Annotated in this window: 14 protein-coding genes and 1 tRNA gene; 9 read left to right on the top strand and 6 right to left on the bottom strand. The window is 70.2% G+C overall.

Features of this window, described 5'->3' with window-relative positions:
* From purS to purL, 3 genes are read left to right on the top strand one after another with little or no spacing between them, the layout of a single operon-like run.
* The gene (gene purS / locus ACZ4W9_RS29665) at window positions 1-264 is read left to right on the top strand and encodes a phosphoribosylformylglycinamidine synthase subunit PurS (protein WP_014673609.1); all 264 of its coding nucleotides are present in this window, start codon (window positions 1-3) and stop codon (window positions 262-264) included.
* A complete protein-coding gene (purQ, locus tag ACZ4W9_RS29660) occupies window positions 261-941 on the top strand; it encodes a phosphoribosylformylglycinamidine synthase subunit PurQ (protein ID WP_318202585.1) in 681 nt (226 codons plus the stop codon). Before purS ends, purQ begins: the two co-directional genes overlap by 4 nt.
* Window positions 938-3,196: a phosphoribosylformylglycinamidine synthase subunit PurL gene (purL, locus tag ACZ4W9_RS29655; protein WP_467940974.1), complete on the top strand. Its 2,259-nt coding sequence runs from the start codon at window positions 938-940 to the stop codon at window positions 3,194-3,196. The genes purQ and purL overlap by 4 nt, the downstream gene beginning before the upstream one ends.
* A gap of 60 nt (window positions 3,197-3,256) precedes the next feature.
* Here the strand turns inward: purL and ACZ4W9_RS29650 are convergent, their stop codons facing one another.
* On the bottom strand, window positions 3,257-3,841 hold the full coding sequence (locus ACZ4W9_RS29650) for a Uma2 family endonuclease (RefSeq protein WP_467940972.1): 585 nt from the start codon (window positions 3,839-3,841) through the stop codon (window positions 3,257-3,259).
* Between the two features lie 117 nt (window positions 3,842-3,958).
* Here ACZ4W9_RS29650 and ACZ4W9_RS29645 point away from each other — a divergent pair, with 117 nt between their 5' ends.
* The 4 genes from ACZ4W9_RS29645 (at window position 3,959) to purM (ending at window position 8,073) form a co-directional block, all read left to right on the top strand.
* The gene (locus tag ACZ4W9_RS29645) at window positions 3,959-4,756 is read left to right on the top strand and encodes a maleylpyruvate isomerase family mycothiol-dependent enzyme (protein ID WP_467940970.1); all 798 of its coding nucleotides are present in this window, start codon (window positions 3,959-3,961) and stop codon (window positions 4,754-4,756) included.
* Window positions 4,757-4,875: 119 nt separating this feature from the next.
* Window positions 4,876-5,241 (top strand): META domain-containing protein, encoded by a 366-nt coding sequence (locus ACZ4W9_RS29640; RefSeq protein ID WP_467940968.1) that lies wholly within the window; start codon window positions 4,876-4,878, stop codon window positions 5,239-5,241.
* Window positions 5,242-5,443: 202 nt separating this feature from the next.
* Entirely contained in the window at window positions 5,444-6,973 is a 1,530-nt protein-coding gene (purF, locus tag ACZ4W9_RS29635; protein WP_467940966.1) for an amidophosphoribosyltransferase, read from the top strand.
* A 35-nt stretch (window positions 6,974-7,008) separates the two neighbouring features.
* Window positions 7,009-8,073 carry a phosphoribosylformylglycinamidine cyclo-ligase gene (purM, locus tag ACZ4W9_RS29630; protein WP_467940964.1) on the top strand — a complete coding sequence of 355 codons (1,065 nt, stop codon included), beginning with the start codon at window positions 7,009-7,011 and terminating at the stop codon, window positions 8,071-8,073.
* A 99-nt stretch (window positions 8,074-8,172) separates the two neighbouring features.
* Here the strand turns inward: purM and ACZ4W9_RS29625 are convergent, their stop codons facing one another.
* Window positions 8,173-8,418, bottom strand: a complete 246-nt coding sequence (locus ACZ4W9_RS29625) for a DUF3073 domain-containing protein (protein ID WP_318202591.1) — start codon at window positions 8,416-8,418, stop codon at window positions 8,173-8,175.
* A gap of 290 nt (window positions 8,419-8,708) precedes the next feature.
* Complete coding sequence (locus tag ACZ4W9_RS29620) at window positions 8,709-9,815, bottom strand: Leu/Phe/Val dehydrogenase (protein ID WP_467940961.1); 1,107 nt, start codon at window positions 9,813-9,815, stop codon at window positions 8,709-8,711.
* Between the two features lie 199 nt (window positions 9,816-10,014).
* On the opposite strand from ACZ4W9_RS29620, the gene ACZ4W9_RS29615 reads away from it, so the two are divergent.
* Window positions 10,015-10,857, top strand: a complete 843-nt coding sequence (locus ACZ4W9_RS29615) for a DUF8083 family protein (RefSeq protein WP_467940959.1) — start codon at window positions 10,015-10,017, stop codon at window positions 10,855-10,857.
* A gap of 518 nt (window positions 10,858-11,375) precedes the next feature.
* Window positions 11,376-11,582 carry a developmental transcriptional regulator BldC gene (gene bldC, locus ACZ4W9_RS29610; protein WP_003949541.1) on the top strand — a complete coding sequence of 69 codons (207 nt, stop codon included), beginning with the start codon at window positions 11,376-11,378 and terminating at the stop codon, window positions 11,580-11,582.
* A 461-nt stretch (window positions 11,583-12,043) separates the two neighbouring features.
* Here bldC and ACZ4W9_RS29605 read toward each other — a convergent pair whose 3' ends face one another.
* The 3 genes from ACZ4W9_RS29605 to hrpA all read right to left on the bottom strand — a co-directional run bounded on the left by ACZ4W9_RS29605 (window position 12,044) and on the right by hrpA (window position 16,575).
* Window positions 12,044-12,235: a DUF6274 family protein gene (locus ACZ4W9_RS29605; RefSeq protein WP_467940957.1), complete on the bottom strand. Its 192-nt coding sequence runs from the start codon at window positions 12,233-12,235 to the stop codon at window positions 12,044-12,046.
* A gap of 215 nt (window positions 12,236-12,450) precedes the next feature.
* Window positions 12,451-12,525: transfer RNA gene (locus ACZ4W9_RS29600), tRNA-Asp, on the bottom strand.
* Between the two features lie 93 nt (window positions 12,526-12,618).
* Window positions 12,619-16,575, bottom strand: coding sequence for an ATP-dependent RNA helicase HrpA (gene hrpA, locus ACZ4W9_RS29595; protein ID WP_467940955.1), 3,957 nt, complete (start codon window positions 16,573-16,575; stop codon window positions 12,619-12,621).
* Between the last annotated feature and the right edge of the window lie 53 nt (window positions 16,576-16,628).

Here is a 16,628-nt window from a genome sequence, read left to right as displayed (position 1 = left end):
GTGGCACGCGTCGTAGTCGACGTCATGCTCAAGCCGGAGATCCTCGACCCCCAGGGCCAGGCGGTCCAGCGTGCGCTGCCCCGCCTGGGATTCGAAGGGATCTCGGACGTACGTCAGGGAAAGCGTTTCGAACTGGAAGTTGACGGGCCGGTCGACGAGGCCGCCCTCGCCCGCATCCGCGATCTCGCGGAATCCTTCCTCGCCAACACCGTGATCGAGGACTTCACGGTCCGGGTCGACGAAGTCGCGGAGGCGGCCAAGTGACCGCTCGTATTGGCGTCGTCACTTTCCCGGGCAGCCTGGACGACCGGGACACCCAGCGCGCGATCCGCCTCGCGGGCGCCGAGCCGGTCGCCCTGTGGCACAAGGACAAGGACCTCAAGCAGGTCGACGCCGTGGTCCTGCCCGGCGGCTTCTCCTACGGCGACTATCTGCGGGCCGGTGCCATCTCCCGGTTCTCGCCGGTGATGGACTCCGTGATCGAGCAGGCGAAGGCCGGGCTGCCGGTCCTCGGCATCTGCAACGGCTTCCAGGTCCTCACCGAGGCCCACCTGCTCCCGGGCGGCATGCTCGGCAACGACCACCTCCACTTCATCTGCCGCGACCAGAAGCTGCGGGTGGAGAACGCGGAGACGGCCTGGACCGGCGACTACCGCGCCGGGCAGGAGATCCACATCCCGCTGAAGAACATGGACGGCCGGTACGTCGCCGACGAGTACACGCTCGACAAGCTGGAGGCGGAGGGCCGCGTCGTCTTCCGGTACCTCGACTTCAACCCGAACGGCTCGCTGCGGGACATCGCCGGCATCACCAACGAGGCCGGGAACGTCGTCGGCCTCATGCCGCACCCCGAGCACGCCGTCGAGCCGCTGATCGGTACGGGCCGTACCGACGGGCTCCCGTTCTTCACCTCGATCCTCAAGAAGCTGGTGGGCGCATGAGCCGGACGCCTCTGGACACGGTCGAGCACGCGGCCGCGACCCCCGACGTCGAGCTGCCCTGGGCCGAACTCGGTCTGAAGAAGGACGAGTACGAGCGGGTGGTGGAGATCCTCGGCCGCCGCCCGACCGGTGCCGAACTCGCCATGTACTCGGTCATGTGGTCCGAGCACTGCTCGTACAAGTCCTCCAAGGTCCACCTGCGCCAGTTCGGTGAGAAGGCCCCGCGGTCGGACGCCCTTCTCGTCGGCATCGGCGAGAACGCCGGCGTGGTCGACGTCGGCCAGGGCTACGCCGTGACCTTCAAGGTCGAGTCGCACAACCACCCGTCGTACGTCGAGCCCTACCAGGGCGCGGCCACCGGCGTCGGCGGCATCGTCCGCGACATCATCGCGATGGGCGCCCGCCCGGTCGCGGTCGTGGACCCGCTGCGCTTCGGCGCCGCCGACCACCCCGACACCAAGCGCGTCCTGCCGGGCGTCGTCGCGGGCATCGGCGGCTACGGCAACTGCCTGGGCCTGCCCAACATCGGCGGCGAGGTCGTCTTCGACGCCTGCTACCAGGGCAACCCGCTGGTCAACGCCGGTGCCATCGGTGTGATGCGGCACGAGGACATCCACCTCGCCAAGGCGTCCGGCGCGGGCAACAAGGTCATCCTCTACGGCGCCCGGACCGGCGGCGACGGCATCGGCGGCGCCTCCATCCTGGCCTCCGAGACCTTCGACGACGCCAAGCCCTCCAAGCGCCCCGCCGTCCAGGTCGGCGACCCCTTCCAGGAGAAGCTGCTCATCGAGTGCACCCTGGAGGCGTTCCGGGAGAAGCTGGTCGTCGGCATCCAGGACCTCGGCGCGGCCGGTCTGTCCTGCGCCACTTCCGAGCTGGCCTCCAACGGCTCCGGCGGCATGCGCGTCACCCTGGACGACGTGCCGCTGCGCGACTCCACGCTCTCGCCCGAGGAGATCCTCATGAGCGAGTCGCAGGAACGCATGTGCGCGGTCGTGGAGCCGGACAAGGTCGACCGCTTCCTGGAGATCTGCGAGAAGTGGGACGTCATCGCCACCGTCATCGGTGAGGTGACCGACGGCGACCGGCTGGAGATCTTCTGGCACGGCGGGAAGATCGTGGACGTCGACCCGCGCACGGTCGCGCACGACGGCCCGGTCTACGAACGCCCGTACGCCCGCCCCGACTGGCAGGACGCCCTCCAGGCGGACGACGCGAACAAGCTCCCCCGCCCGGAGACGAGCGAGGAGCTGAAGGACCAGGTCCTGAAGCTGGTGGCGTCGCCGAACCAGGCGTCGAAGAAGTGGGTCACGCAGCAGTACGACCACTTCGTGCAGGGCAACACCGTGCTGGCGCAGCCGGAGGACTCCGGCATGATCCGCGTCGACGACGAGACCGGTCTCGGCGTCGCGATCGCGACGGACGGCAACGGCCGGTACGCCAAGCTGGACCCGTACACGGGCGCGCAGCTGGCCCTTGCCGAGGCCTACCGGAACGTCGCCACCACGGGCGCCAAGCCGCTGGCGGTCTCCGACTGCCTGAACTTCGGCTCGCCCGAGGACCCGGCGGTGATGTGGCAGTTCGCGGAGGCGGTACGCGGTCTCGCCGACGGCTGTCAGCAGCTCGGCACGCCCGTGACCGGCGGCAACGTCTCGCTCTACAACCAGACCGGCGACGCGGCGATCCACCCGACCCCGGTCGTCGCCGTCCTCGGCGTGATCGACGACGTGGCCCGCCGCACCCCGGTCGCCTTCCAGGAGGAGGGCCAGCTGATCTACCTCCTCGGCGACACCCGCGAGGAGTTCGGCGGCTCGGCCTGGTCCCAGGTGGTCCACGACCACCTCGGCGGCCTGCCCCCGGCGGTGGACCTGGAGCGGGAGCGGCTGCTCGCCGAGATCCTGATCTCCGCCTCCCGCGACGGCATGATCGACTCCGCGCACGACCTGTCCGACGGCGGTCTGATCCAGGCGGTCGTGGAGTCGGCGCTGCTCGGCGGCATCGGCGCCCGCCTGGTCGTCCCCGACGGCCTGGACGCCTTCACCTTCCTCCTGTCCGAGTCGGCCGGCCGCGCCATCGTCGCCGTCCCGCGCTCGGAGGAGATCCGCTTCACCGACATGTGCGGCGCCCGCGGCCTGCCGGCCACCCGCATCGGCGTGGTGGACGGCGACGCGGTCGAGATCCAGGGCGAGTTCTCCCTCCCCCTGGAAGACCTCCGCAAGGCCCACGAGGAGACGATCCCGGCGCTGCTGGCGTAAGCGGTCGTACGCCGTGAGGGTCCCGCCCGGACGAGTGTGTCCGGGCGGGACCCCCTGGTTTCAGCGCACGTAGTCTTTGAGGATCTCCGTGTCCAGCTCGATGCCCATCGGGCCGGGAAGGGCCACCTTCTCGCCGAACTTCGCGGTGTGGACGTCCCGGTACCCGCCGATCTGCCGGTCCGGCCCGCTGTGCACGGTCACCGTGCGGGAGTCCCGGTCGATCAAGAGGTAGAGCGGGATTCCCGCCTGGCCGTACGCGGTCGGCTTCTCGTGCCGGTCCCGCCGGTCGGTGTCCGAGTCGTACGAGGTGACCTCGACGACCATGAGCACACCGGCCGGGTCGGCCCACTCGCCGTGCCCGGCGAAGTGGGCCTCCGGGGCGATCACGGCGTCCGGCCTGGTCCTGCCCTCGTGGTATGCGTCGACTCGGAGTCCACGGGCCTGGTACACATCGAGGTCGGGCCTCGTCTGCATACAGCGTCGGGCCAGCCAGGTAACGATGGTGTCGTGGTCCCCGTCGGCCACCTTCTTGACTCCGATCCGTCCGTTGACGAACTCCAACGTGACGGTCTCGGGAGCGGCGGAGGCGATCGCTTCGAACTCCTGCACCGACATCTGAGACGTGCGCTCGGCCATAACCGTCATGTTGCCCCCCTTCCAGGCACAGGCCACCGTTGTCCGGTCCCGGCGCCGCGAGGCGGGTTTCGGCGTCGACCACCCGCACGAGTGATCGACGGCGGAGGTCCGCATAGGCTCGGCCGCATGCCAACAGCCAGGAAGCGTGTGCGTGGTTACGACCCGGCCAGGACGCGGGCCGCCGTCCTCGCCCAGTTCGGCAACGTGCGGGAGGCCGTGCGCGGGTTGGACGAGGAGCGGCTCGGGCTGCCCACGCGGCTCGGGGAGTGGACCGTGCGGGAGCTGGTCGTGCACATCGGCATGGCCGTCACCGCCGTGCTGCGGGCCGCCGCCCGCCCGGCGCCGCCGAAGCAGGACGTCCGGCTGGTCGACTGGACCTTCGCCACGGCCGCCAACTCCGCCGCCATCGACGACTTCACGCGCCGGCTCGCCGTGGAGCGCCCGGACCTCGACGCCTACCTCGCCGAGGCCGAGGACGGCCTGCGGGCCCTGCTGGCCGAGCACCCTGCCGGCCGGCTGCTGGAGACCAACGCGGGCGCCATGCCGCTGGACGACTACCTCGTCACCCGCACGGTGGAACTCGTCGTCCACACCGACGACCTGAACGCCGCCGTCCCGGGCCTCGCCGTGCCGTTCGACCGGCAGGCCCTGGCCGCCGCCACCCGGCTGCTCGCCGATGCGCTCGCGGTCAAGGCGCCCGGCGGCTCCACCGAGGTGCGCGTGCCGCCGTACGCCGTCGTGCAGTGCGTGGAAGGGCTCCGGCACACCCGCGGCACCCCGCCCAACGTCGTGGAGACCGACCCGCTGACCTGGATCCGGCTCGCCACCGGCCGCCTGGCCTGGGCGGACGCCGTGGCCGGCGCGCAGGTCGCCGCCAGCGGGGAGCGGGCCGACCTCGGCGGGCTGCTGCCGCTGCTGGGGTAGCGGAACCGGCGGCCGCCCGCCCTCGTCCCAACGGTATGAAACGGCACGGCAAGTGGCTCGGGCTGCTGATGGTTCCCCTGTTGGCGGGCTGTGCCGCCGGGGCGGCGGACAGGAGTGCCATGGGCGGGAACGCGTCGGTGACCGGCGTGGAGTGGCGGGTCGAGAGCGTCACGGCGGGCGGTGAGACCCTCGGCGCCCCCGCCGGCGGCTCCCCGCACCTGAGGATCGGCACCGACGGCACCGCGGCCGGCGATCTCGGCTGCAACCGGTTCAGCGCCCGCGTCGGCGTGCACGGGGACCGGATCACCTTCGGGGCGCTGCGCACCACCAAGATGGCCTGCGATCCCGCGCGGACGCGCTTCGAGCGGGCGCTCACCCGGGTGCTCGACGGGCAGACGGTCACCGGTACCGTCGAGCAGGGCAGGCTCACCCTCACCAGCGGTCACGGTGACCTCGTCCGGCTCGGCCGCGGCGCGCCCGAATGATGTGCGACACCTCACTCATCGCGGCGGCGAATCGTTCGTATTCGCCTCGCGACGGCCCGTCCCGGAAACGGTCCGATCGCCGCAACACGCCGGGTGACCTGCGTAAACGTAGAAAGCACCAAGGTGATCGGAGCGGTCGGGCCGGGCGAGGGCACGTATCCCCAATTCGGACCAGTGGTCGACCTCGCCTACACTCGGTGGCGTGCCACGTGGTGACGGTCGACTCAATCACGATCTGCTTCCCGGCGAAAAGGGCCCCCAGGACGCTTGCGGCGTCTTCGGCGTCTGGGCTCCGGGTGAAGAGGTCGCAAAGCTCACGTACTTCGGGCTCTACGCCCTCCAGCACCGGGGTCAGGAATCCGCGGGAATCGCGGTCAGCAACGGCTCCCAGATCCTCGTCTTCAAGGACATGGGCCTGGTTTCCCAGGTCTTCGACGAAACCTCGCTCGGTTCGCTCCAGGGTCACATCGCGGTCGGACACGCCCGCTACTCGACCACCGGAGCCTCCGTGTGGGAGAACGCCCAGCCGACGTTCCGTGCCACCGGGCACGGCTCGATCGCGCTCGGCCACAACGGCAACCTGGTCAACACGGCGCAGCTCGCCGAGATGGTCGCCGAACTGCCCAACGACAACAACAGCCGCTCCACCCGGGTCGCGGCGACCAACGACACCGACCTGCTGACGGCCCTGCTGGCCGCCCAGGTCGACGAGGACGGCAAACCGCTGACCATCGAGGAGGCCGCCCATACGGTCCTCCCGAAGGTGCGGGGAGCCTTCTCGCTCGTCTTCATGGACGAGCACACCCTCTACGCCGCCCGTGACCCGCAGGGCATCCGCCCGCTGGTCCTCGGCCGCCTGGAGCGCGGCTGGGTGGTCGCCTCCGAGTCGGCCGCCCTGGACATCTGCGGCGCCAGCTTCGTGCGCGAGATCGAGCCGGGCGAGTTCGTCGCCATCGACGAGAACGGCCTGCGCAGCTCGCGATTCGCGGAAGCGAAGCCCAAGGGCTGTGTCTTCGAGTACGTGTACCTGGCCCGCCCGGACACCGACATCGCCGGCCGCAACGTGTACCTCTCGCGCGTGGAGATGGGCCGCCGGCTGGCCAAGGAGGCCCCGGCCGAGGCCGACCTGGTCATAGCCACCCCGGAATCCGGCACTCCGGCCGCCATCGGCTACGCGGAGGCCTCCGGCATCCCCTTCGGCGCCGGCCTGGTCAAGAACGCCTACGTCGGCCGGACCTTCATCCAGCCCTCGCAGACCATCCGCCAGCTGGGCATCCGGCTGAAGCTGAACCCGCTGAAGGAAGTCATCAAGGGCAAGCGCCTGGTCGTCGTCGACGACTCGATCGTGCGCGGCAACACGCAGCGCGCCCTGGTCCGCATGCTCCGCGAGGCGGGCGCCGCCGAGGTCCACATCCGGATCTCCTCGCCGCCCGTGAAGTGGCCCTGCTTCTTCGGCATCGACTTCGCCACCCGCGCGGAACTGATCGCCAACGGCATGAGCATCGAGGAGATCGGCACCAGCCTGGGCGCCGACTCCCTCGCCTACATCTCCATCGACGGCATGATCGAGGCGACCACCATCGCCAAGCCGAACCTGTGCCGCGCCTGCTTCGACGGCGAGTACCCGATGGAGCTGCCGGACCCCGAGCTGCTCGGAAAGCAGCTGCTGGAGACCGAGCTGGCCGCCGGTCCCGCCGCCACGGCCGCGGCCGACGCGATCCGTCGCCCGTAACACCCCCGCAGTACGACACGAAAGCTCTCACAGTCATGTCTGAGACAACCGGTGCCAGCTACGCAGCGGCGGGCGTCGACATCGAGGCGGGCGACCGCGCGGTCGAGCTCATGAAGGAATGGGTGAAGAAGACCCGGCGCCCCGAGGTGCTGGGCGGCCTCGGCGGCTTCGCCGGGCTCTTCGACGCCTCCGCCCTCAAGCGCTACGAACGTCCCCTGCTGGCCTCGGCCACGGACGGCGTCGGCACGAAGGTGGACATCGCCCGCCGCATGGGCGTCTACGACACCATCGGCCACGACCTGGTCGCCATGGTCATGGACGACATCGTGGTGTGCGGCGCCGAGCCGCTGTTCATGACCGACTACATCTGCGTCGGCAAGGTCCACCCCGAGCGGGTCGCGGCCATCGTCAAGGGCATCGCGGAAGGCTGTGTGCTGGCCGGCTGCGCCCTGGTGGGCGGTGAGACGGCCGAACACCCGGGCCTGCTGGGCGAGGACGACTTCGACGTCGCCGGGGCCGGTACGGGCGTCGTGGAGGCCGACCGGCTGCTCGGCGCCGATCGCATCCGCACGGGTGACGCGGTGATCGCCATGGCGTCCTCCGGGCTTCACTCGAACGGGTACTCCCTGGTCCGTCACGTCCTGCTGGACCGCGCCGGGCTGGCCCTGGAGTCGGAGATCGCGGAGCTGGGCCGCAGCCTCGGCGAGGAGCTGCTGGAGCCGACGAAGATCTACTCGCTGGACTGCCTGGCGCTGACCCGCACCGCCGAGGTGCACGCGTTCAGCCACATCACCGGCGGCGGCCTCGCGGCGAACCTGGCCCGGGTGATCCCGGACGGTCTGCACGCCGTGGTGGACCGCTCCACCTGGACCCCGGGCGCGATCTTCGACCTGGTCGGGAAGACCGGCAGCGTCGAGCGCCTGGAGCTGGAGAAGACCCTCAACATGGGCGTCGGCATGATGGCGATCGTCCCGCAGGAGTCGGCCGAGGTGGCCCTCGCGACCCTGGCCGACCGGGGCGTCGACGCCTGGGTGGCCGGCGAGATCACCGAGCGCGGCGACAGGACGACGGGCGCCGAGCTGATCGGTGACTACGCGTAAGACCGGTACGCGGGGCCCCGGCCCCGCGACGGCAGCACAAAACCCGGTCCGGCGCCAAGGCCCCGGACCGGGAAAGTGCGGTAAAGCCCGCTGCAAGCGTTACGCGCCGCGACGGTGCTGCTGAGGACCGTCGTCCTCGTCGTCGTCGTCCTCATAGAGGTCGGCGTACCGTGCATACAGGTCGTCGTCGTGCTCATCGTCCTCGAAACGGTCGCCGTTCGGCGACTGGTTCGACGTCGATGCGCCCAGCTCCTCGGCCAGGCGTGAGAGGTCCGTCCCACCGCTGTTGTACTTCAGCTGGCGGGCGACCTTCGTCTGCTTGGCCTTGGCCCGGCCGCGCCCCATGGCTCGACCCCCTCAACGACGGGGCTCGACGGCCCCAGAGTCTGACACGCGTTCATGATCTGGAACGGACTCTCCGCGGAGAGGCCGGTCCGTAGGGCTTCCACGGTACCTGAGCCCGCGCCCATACGGTACGTCGCCCGCAGCAAGCGCGTCTGCCCAGGACCTTCGAGGCGCCCCGTCCTCGCTGGTCAGTGGCGATTTTAACCACTTATCGGGGAACGACCCGCCGGGGGAAGTGAGAGTTCTCTCGAAGTTCCCGCCGACGGGTACCGCTCATATGTGCGAACGGGCTAGCGCTCGGCGCCGTTCGCACGGGCGTCGGCCATCCGCCGCTCGGCGATCCGGTCGGCCGCGGCGGCCGGCGGGATCCCGTCTTCCTTCGCACGTGCGAATATGGCCAGCGTGGTGTCGAAAATCTCCGACGTCTTGGCCTTGCACCGGTCGAAGTCGAACCCGTGCAGCTCGTCGGCCACCTGGATGACCCCGCCCGCGTTCACCACGTAGTCCGGCGCGTAGAGGATCCCGCGGTCGGCGAGGTCCTTCTCCACCCCCGGGTGGGCGAGCTGGTTGTTGGCCGCGCCGCACACCACCTTTGCGGTGATCACCGGCACGGTGAGGTCGTTCAGCGCGCCGCCGAGGGCGCAGGGGGCGTAGATGTCGAGGCCCTCGACGCGGATCAGCTCCTCGGTGCCGGCGACGGCCGTCACGCCCTCGGGGTACTGGTCGAGGATCCGGCGCACGGCGTCCGGGCGCACGTCGGTGATCACGACCTCGGCGCCCTCCTCGCGCAGGTGCCGCACCAGCTGGTGGCCGACCTTGCCGACGCCCGCGACGCCGACCTTGCGGCCGCGCAGCGAGGGGTCGCCCCACAGGTGCTGGGCGGAGGCGCGCATGCCCTGGTAGACACCGAAGGAGGTGAGCACCGAGGAGTCGCCGGCCCCGCCGTTCTCCGGGGAGCGGCCGGTGGTCCAGCGGCACTCGCGGGCCACCACGTCCATGTCGGTGACGTAGGTGCCGACATCGCAGGCGGTGACGTAGCGACCGCCGAGGGAGGCGACCATCCGCCCGTAGGCGAGCAGCAGCTCCTCGGTCTTGTCGCGCTCGGGGTCGCCGATGATCACGGCCTTGCCGCCGCCGTGACGGAGACCGGCCATGGCGTTCTTGTACGACATCCCGCGCGCGAGGTTGAGCGCGTCGGCCACGGCCTCGGCCTCGGTCGCGTACGGGTAGAAGCGCGTGCCGCCGAGGGCGGGGCCGAGGGCGGAGGAGTGGATGGCGATCACGGCCTTGAGGCCGCTGGCGCGGTCCTGGCAGAGCACGACCTGCTCATGACCGCCCTGGTCCGAGTGGAACAGGGTGTGCAGAACATCGGCAGGCGCGCCGGTTACGTCGGTCACTGTGGTGACTCCTGTGTACTAGCGGCGAGTGGGGTCGGTCCCCGTACGGGTGGCGGGGAGCCGTGGCATGAGCGTAGAGCCTCGGCCCCGTCACCATCCGCTCAGTGTTCAGGATCACTCGCACGGAGCCCTGACGCACGCATGACCGTGACACGATGCGCAGTGGTTTCGAGCCGGGCCCGATGGGGAGGGAGCAGGCGTGCCCAAGGTGTCCTCCGTGGTCGTCCCCTATGCCGCCTACCTGCGTGTGTACGAGCCGCTGGGCGCCTTCCCGGAGCCCGAGCGCGACCACTGGGCGCGCTACGCCCGCCGCCCCGACCGCCCTTCCTACCAGGACGAACTGCGGCGCTCCCTGGCCGACTTGGTGGCCACCCCACCGATCGCGGTGCCGGTGCACGAGAGCGGGGACGCCTTCGTGCTGGAGGTCGACGGGGTCGTCTGCGTGTGCCCCTGGCGGACCCGGCTGCGCGGCTGGCAGGCCCTGGACGGGCTCGCGGAGGAGCTGCCCCCGCCGGTGCTGGACGCGGTGCTGCCGCCGGTGGTGCGCCGGCAGGCGGCCCAGGACTACGAGCGCTGGCTCGCCCGCAACCCGGATGCCCGCCCGTGGATCCGCACGGCGACCTGGCAGGTGCCGCTGAACTGGTTCGTGCTGGTCGCGGACGACGAGCGGCGGTACGACGAGGGGACCGCCGACGTGCCCCCGGTACTGCGCTACCGCACGGCGATGGTGCAGGCCCGGCGCCGGGTGGCGCGGGCGCTGCGCACGCTGCGGGACACCGTCGAGGAGGGCCCGCTGATCGACGGCGTGGTGGACGTCGGCCGCTGGCTGGAGGAGTTCCACCCGCGCTCGCTGGTGGAGCTGGACTACGGCGGGCTGGTGCACGTGCTGCCGGCGGGCGAGCTGGAGGGCGACCACTCGGCGGCGGACGTGGCGGCCGGGATCGAGGCGCTGCGCCGGGGCGACGGCATGGCCGCCGGGGAGGCGTACGGGCGGCTGGTGGAGCGCTGGCGGGCGGTCCGGGACCGGCGCTCCGCGAACTGAGTGACGTGGGTCACGGTCAAACCGGCCCGGAGGACGTACGTTCTACCTCGCTTGACCATCTGACGGGACGTTGGACTCGATCTGGACTTTTGTCCCAAGGGTGATGGACAGCACTTACAAGGCCCTTGCCCAGGAAGCCACCCCTCGTGCCAAAATAGGACAAGGAGTCCGGGGAGGGCTCCGTCCGTCCCACTATGCTCCATTGTGGCCGGAATCTCAGCATTGCACGCTTTGGGGGGTCCGGTGACTCCTGAACCCCACTGTGACTGATCGTCACAGTGGGGTGACTGTCCGCTATGGCATGGTCCATCGGCTTCCGTCGCTGATGAACACCTGGGAGGGCAATTCCATCGGTTTGGCCGACGCGGCTGGACAGATGGTGTAGTTGTAGTGCCGAGGACAAGCCGTTCGTCCTATAACCGACTCGACTTGCGTCCGCCATTTCGGGCAACGCGGGTCAAGGTGCAGAATTTAGAGGAAAGAACCGAGAAGGTTCGGTTCTCCCGAGGAGGCCGCTCATGACCGCTCGCACCCCTGATGCCGAGCCGCTGCTGACCCCCGCTGAGGTCGCCACCATGTTCCGCGTCGACCCCAAGACGGTCACGCGGTGGGCGAAGGCCGGCAAGCTCACGTCCATCCGCACGCTCGGTGGGCACCGCCGCTACCGCGAGGCGGAGGTCCGGGCGCTGCTGGCGGGCATCCCGCAGCAGCGCAGCGAGGCCTGAACAACCGCGTAACCGGGCAAGACGGACGGTCCCCCAACCGTCCGGGGCGCCCGAAACCTTGGCTCCACACGACGCGGGACCTGCCCCAACAGGCCCCACGCCCAAGCCGAAGAGAACGTCGTAGGCACACAGCACAGGGTGCGTCGTCGATCGCGCTGGACCCCGCCGGGTCCAGCGCGATCTTTTTTGTGCGCGGGGTGCGGGCGGGGGCGGGGTCTGTGAGCGTCCTTGTCGGAGTCTGGGGAGGCCTGTCGGAACGGCTGGGTGCGACCCCGGGTCACAGTGCAATTGCACATATTAAATTGACCCATTGTAGGAGAGGGGTAAGTTCCCCTGTTTCCCCAACTCGTGCGGTGACTCCCGTCACACGGCAGGGCGCTTGCCGCTCCCGGCACGCATGGGTTAAAGAGCCGCACCGCTCTCAGGGGCCCATGTGCGTACGGGTGTTGGGTCCGGCGGGGTCACGCGCGCGGGCGGCCCTCGCCCTCGGCGGCCTCCCGCTCGCCCTCCTGGCCCCGCGGGCCGGCGGCCATCGCCAGCCGCAGCAGATGGTGGCAGACGGGACAGTGACGGGTGAGATGCCGGTAGGACGTGGCGGCCGCCAGATGGGCCCTCAGAAGCGCCCGCGTCTCGTGCCTGACCGACGCCGTCATACGCCACCTCCAGGGGCCGCACAGGAGGAACGGGCCCTGCTCCCTGGGTACCGGTGGAAAGAGACGCCGTCAAGGCCGCGCGCCGCCACCGGAAGGGTGAAGAGCCGCCCGGCGGGGGCCACTTCGCGACGGGCGGGGGCGCGAGCGGGATCGGCGTTTCCCGCAAACACGACCGAGGCCCGCTTCCCTTGCGGGAAGCGGGCCTCGGTTCGATGCGGTCCTGACGGGATTTGAACCCGCGGCCTCCACCTTGACAGGGTGGCGAGCACTCCAAACTGCTCCACAGGACCTTGCTCGCGGCGCTTGTTCGTGCGTTGCGCTGCGAGAAGGACTGTACAGGAGGGTGAGGGTGCTGGTCGAACTCACCCTCCGTACCGGGTCGGCTACGGGGCCGCCGCGTCGATCGCCTTCACGATCCGCTTGTCCGACACCGGGTACGCCGTGCCCAGCGCGTGGGCGAAATAGCTGACCCGCAGCTCCTCGATCATCCAGCGGATGTCCAGCACCTGCTGCGGCACCGGCCGGCCCTGGGGCAGCTGCTCCAGCAGCCAGGCGTACTCGTCCTGCATCTCGTGGACCTTCTCCATGCGCGTGGTGTCCCGCTGCGCGTTGGCCGGCATCTGCTGCAGGCGCCGGTCGGCGGCCACCAGATAGCGCATCAGGTCGGGCAGGCGGCGTATCCCCGCCCAGGTGACGAAGCCGGGCTTCACGAGGGCGTCCAGCTGCTTGCGGACGTCCGTCAGGTTGGCGAGCAGGGCGGGGCTGCGTACGGCCTTCAGGCGCCGCTCACAGGCCTGCCAGGCGGCCAGCACCTGCTGCACTTGGGCGACCGTGCGGACCGTGGTGTCCACGATCTCCGCGCGCACCTTGTCGTACAGCTTCCGGTACGACTCCTCGTCCCACACCGGACCGCCGAAGTCCGCGATGAGCTTGTCCGCCGCCGCCATCGCGCAGTCGTCGAACAGGGCCTGGATGGAGCCGTGCGGATTCGCGGACAGGGCCAGCTTCTGCTGGTTCGTCAGCTTCTCGGACGCGAACTTCGCCGGGTTCACCGGGATGTTGCGCAGGATCAGCCGGCGGGTGCCCTTCCACATGGCCTCCGTCTGCTCCGCCTCGGTGTCGAACAGCCGGACCGAGACCGTGTCGCCGTCGTCCACCAGCGCCGGGTACGCCCGCACCGGCTGCCCGGCCCGGCGCGTCTCGAAGACCCGGGTCAGCGCGCCGATCGTCCAGTCGGTCAGGCCCGCGCGCTCCAGGGACTCGCCGCCCTCGCGGGACGCGGTCGCCGCCGCGGCCTGGGACAGGGCCTTGCGCGCCTTCGGCTTCAGCCTGAGCTTCAGCACCTCCAGGTCCTTGTCCTCGGCGAGCTTGCGGCGCCGCTCGTCGACGATCCGGAAGGTGATCTTCAGGTGGTCGGGGACCCTCGCCCAGTCGAAGTCGTCCGCCTCGAAGGGCACGCCGACCATCCGCTTCAGCTCGCGGGCCATGGTGACGGTCAGCGGCTCCTGGAGGGGCACCGCCCGCTCCAGGAACGCCTTGGCGTAGTTCGGCGCCGGGACGTAGTGGCGGCGGATCGGCTTGGGCAGCGAGCGGATCAGCTCGGTCACCACCTCCTCGCGCAGGCCCGGGATCTGCCAGTCGAAGCCCTCGTCCGTGACCTGGTTGAGCACCTGGAGCGGGATGTGCACCGTCACGCCGTCGGCGTCCGCGCCCGGTTCGAACTGGTAGGTGACCTTGAACTTCAGGTTGCCCTGGCGCCAGGTGTCCGGGTAGTCGGCCTTGGTGACCGCCTCCGCGGACTCCCGGATGAGCATCTCCCGCTCGAAGTCCAGGAAGTCGGGCTGCTCGTGCCGCTTGTGCTTCCACCAGGAGTCGAAGTGCGCGCCGGAGACGACGTGTTCGGGCACCCGCTGGTCGTAGAAGTCGAACAGGGTCTCGTCGTCCACGACGATGCCCCGGCGCCGGGCGCGGTGCTCCAGCTCCTCGACCTCGCTGAGCAGCCTGCGGTTGTCGGCGAAGAACTTGTGGTGCGTGCGCCAGTCGCCCTCCACCAGCGCGTTGCGGATGAACAGCTCGCGGGAGACCTCGGGGTCGATCCGGCCGTAGTTCACCTTGCGCTGGGCGACGATCGGGACGCCGTACAGCGTGACCTTCTCGTACGCCATCACGGCCGCCTGGTCCTTCTCCCAGTGCGGTTCGCTGTACGTGCGCTTCAGCAGGTGTTCGGCCAGCGGTTCGACCCACTCGGGCTCGATCCTGGCGTTGACCCGGGCCCAGAGCCTGGACGTCTCCACCAGTTCCGCCGACATCAGGAACTTCGGCTGCTTCTTGAACAGCGCCGAGCCCGGGAAGATCGCGAACTTGGCGCTGCGGGCGCCCAGGTACTCGTTCTTGTTGCCGTCCTTGACGTCCTTCATCCCGATGTGGGAGAGCAGGCCGGCGAGGAGGGAGACGTGGACGCGGTCGGCCGGGGCGTCGGTACCCGCCGAGGGCTCCTCGAGGTGGATGCCCATCTGCTTGGCGACCGTGCGCAGCTGGGTGTAGATGTCCTGCCACTCGCGGATGCGCAGGAAGTTCAGGTACTCCTGCTTGCACATCCGGCGGAAGGACGACGACCCCCGCTCCTTCTGCTGCTCGCGGATGTACCGCCACAGGTTCAGATAGGCGAGGAAGTCGCTGGTCTCGTCCTTGAAGCGGGCGTGCTGCTGGTCGGCCTGGGTCTGCTTGTCGGCCGGGCGCTCGCGCGGGTCCTGGATGGACAGCGCGGCGGCGATGACCATGACCTCGCGGGCGCAGCCGTTCTCGGCGGCCTCCAGGACCATCCGGGCCAGCCGCGGGTCGACCGGCAGCTGGGCCAGCTTGCGGCCGGTGTCCGTGAGCCGCTTGCGGGGGTCCTTCTGGGCCGGGTCCAGCGCGCCCAGCTCCTGGAGCAGCTGCACGCCGTCGCGGATGTTGCGGTGGTCCGGCGGGTCGATGAAAGGGAACTTCTCGATGTCGCCGAGGCCGGCCGCGGTCATCTGGAGGATGACGGAGGCGAGGTTCGTCCGCAGGATCTCCGCGTCCGTGAACTCCGGGCGGGCGAGGAAGTCCTCCTCGGAGTACAGGCGGATGCAGATGCCGTCGGACGTACGGCCGCAGCGGCCCTTGCGCTGGTTGGCGCTGGCCTGGGAGACCGGCTCGATGGGCAGCCGCTGGACCTTGGTGCGGTGGCTGTAGCGGCTGATCCGGGCGAAGCCGGGGTCGATGACGTACTTGATGCCCGGGACGGTCAGGGAGGTCTCGGCGACGTTGGTGGCCAGAACGATCCTGCGCCCGGTGTGCTGCTGGAAGACGCGGTGCTGCTCGGCGTGCGAGAGCCGGGCGTAGAGGGGGAGGACCTCCGTGAACCTGTACTTCTTCTTCTCCAGCGCGTCCGCGGTGTCCCGGATCTCCCGCTCACCGGAGAGGAAGACGAGGATGTCGCCCGGCCCCTCGGCCATCAGTTCCTCGACGGCGTCGGTGATGGCGGTGATCTGGTCGCGGTCGGCGTCCTCGGACTCCTCCTCCAGGAGGGGCCGGTAGCGGACCTCCACGGGATACGTCCGCCCGCTCACCTCGATGATCGGGGCGTCGCCGAAGTGCCGGGAGAAGCGCTCGGGGTCGATGGTCGCCGAGGTGATGACGACCTTCAGGTCCGGGCGCTTGGGCAGCAGCTGGGCCAGGTAGCCCAGCAGGAAGTCGATGTTGAGGGACCGCTCGTGGGCCTCGTCGATGATGATCGTGTCGTAGGCGCGCAGCTCGCGGTCGGTCTGGATCTCGGCGAGCAGGATGCCGTCCGTCATCAGCTTGACGAAGGTGGCGTCCGGGTTGACCTGGTCGGTGAAGCGGACCTTCCAGCCGACGGCCTCGCCGAGCGGGGTCCGCAGCTCCTCGGCGACCCGCTCCGCGACCGTCCGGGCGGCGATCCGGCGCGGCTGGGTGTGCCCGATCATGCCGCGCACGCCCCGGCCCAGCTCCATGCAGATCTTGGGGATCTGCGTGGTCTTGCCGGAGCCGGTCTCACCGGCCACGATGACGACCTGGTGGTCGCGGATGGCGTCCGCGATCGCGTCCTTCTTCTGGCTGACCGGCAGCTGCTCGGGGTAGGTGACGGCCGGCACGCGGGAGCGGCGCTCGGCCATCCGGCCGGCGGCGCGGTCGATCTCGGTCTCGATCTCGGCGAGCACGGCGGCGCGCGCCTCCGGCTTGCGGATCTTGCGCGCGCCCTCCAGCCGCCGCCCGATCCGGTGCGCGTCGCGCAGCGACAGCTCGGTCAGGCGGGGGGCGAGGGTGCCGAGGGCGGGGGCGGGATGCGTAGACATACGCGATCCAGGATCTCACCCAGGACGAAAAACACGCGAACGATTTGACCGGG

It is taken from the genome of Streptomyces sp. NPDC029296 (assembly GCF_055569255.1).
Note: the sequence above shows the minus strand (reverse complement) of the source record. Positions and strands in the feature narration are given on the sequence as shown.

Bases quoted from the DNA above. Each gene is read 5' to 3' on its own strand.
- purL (WP_467940974.1), top strand. From the start codon at position 938: ATGAGCCGGACGCCTCTGGACACGGTCGAGCACGCGGCCGCGACCCCC.
- ACZ4W9_RS29650 (WP_467940972.1), bottom strand. From the start codon at position 3,841: ATGACGGTTATGGCCGAGCGCACGTCTCAGATGTCGGTGCAGGAGTTC.
- ACZ4W9_RS29645 (WP_467940970.1), top strand. From the start codon at position 3,959: ATGCCAACAGCCAGGAAGCGTGTGCGTGGTTACGACCCGGCCAGGACG.
- ACZ4W9_RS29640 (WP_467940968.1), top strand. From the start codon at position 4,876: ATGGGCGGGAACGCGTCGGTGACCGGCGTGGAGTGGCGGGTCGAGAGC.
- purM (WP_467940964.1), top strand. From the start codon at position 7,009: ATGTCTGAGACAACCGGTGCCAGCTACGCAGCGGCGGGCGTCGACATC.
- ACZ4W9_RS29625 (WP_318202591.1), bottom strand. From the start codon at position 8,418: ATGGGGCGCGGCCGGGCCAAGGCCAAGCAGACGAAGGTCGCCCGCCAG.
- bldC (WP_003949541.1), top strand. From the start codon at position 11,376: ATGACCGCTCGCACCCCTGATGCCGAGCCGCTGCTGACCCCCGCTGAG.
- ACZ4W9_RS29605 (WP_467940957.1), bottom strand. From the start codon at position 12,235: ATGACGGCGTCGGTCAGGCACGAGACGCGGGCGCTTCTGAGGGCCCAT.
- hrpA (WP_467940955.1), bottom strand. From the start codon at position 16,575: ATGTCTACGCATCCCGCCCCCGCCCTCGGCACCCTCGCCCCCCGCCTG.